The 494-nt window shown below is 62.1% G+C and carries 1 rRNA gene; it reads right to left on the bottom strand.

The features are described from left to right. Positions 1–377 precede the first annotated feature (377 nt). Positions 378–494, bottom strand: a 16S ribosomal RNA gene (locus K4B79_RS47515); the annotation flags it as partial.

Below are 494 nucleotides of genomic sequence, written 5' to 3' on the forward strand. Positions count from 1 at the left end.
CGTGGCCTCCCACGTCCTTCATCGGTTCCTGGTGCCAAGGCATCCACCGTGCGCCCTTAAAAACTTGGCCACAGATGCTCGCGTCCACTGTGCAGTTCTCAAACAACGACCAGCCACCCACCACCCCCAACCAAAGGCTGGAGTTCACCGGGGCCGGCATCGAGGGAGTTCATTCCCTCAGACACCCAACAGCGTGCCCGGCCGGCTCCCGCCCGGAGATCATGCTTTCCACGCTCTTGCGAGCAGTACTTGCAGTCTCCGACCCGTGAAACCGGCCGAATAATCAACGTTCCACCCATGAGCAACCACCGTCGGACGTGTGCCGACGTAATGGCCCTGGACCACCGGGCAAGCCCGGCGGCCTAGATGCTCCTTAGAAAGGAGGTGATCCAGCCGCACCTTCCGGTACGGCTACCTTGTTACGACTTCGTCCCAATCGCCAGTCCCACCTTCGACAGCTCCCTCCCCACAAGGGGGTTGGGCCACCGGCTTCG

The sequence above is a fragment of the Streptomyces lincolnensis genome (assembly GCF_021173675.1).
Lineage (GTDB): Bacteria > Actinomycetota > Actinomycetes > Streptomycetales > Streptomycetaceae > Streptomyces > Streptomyces lincolnensis_B.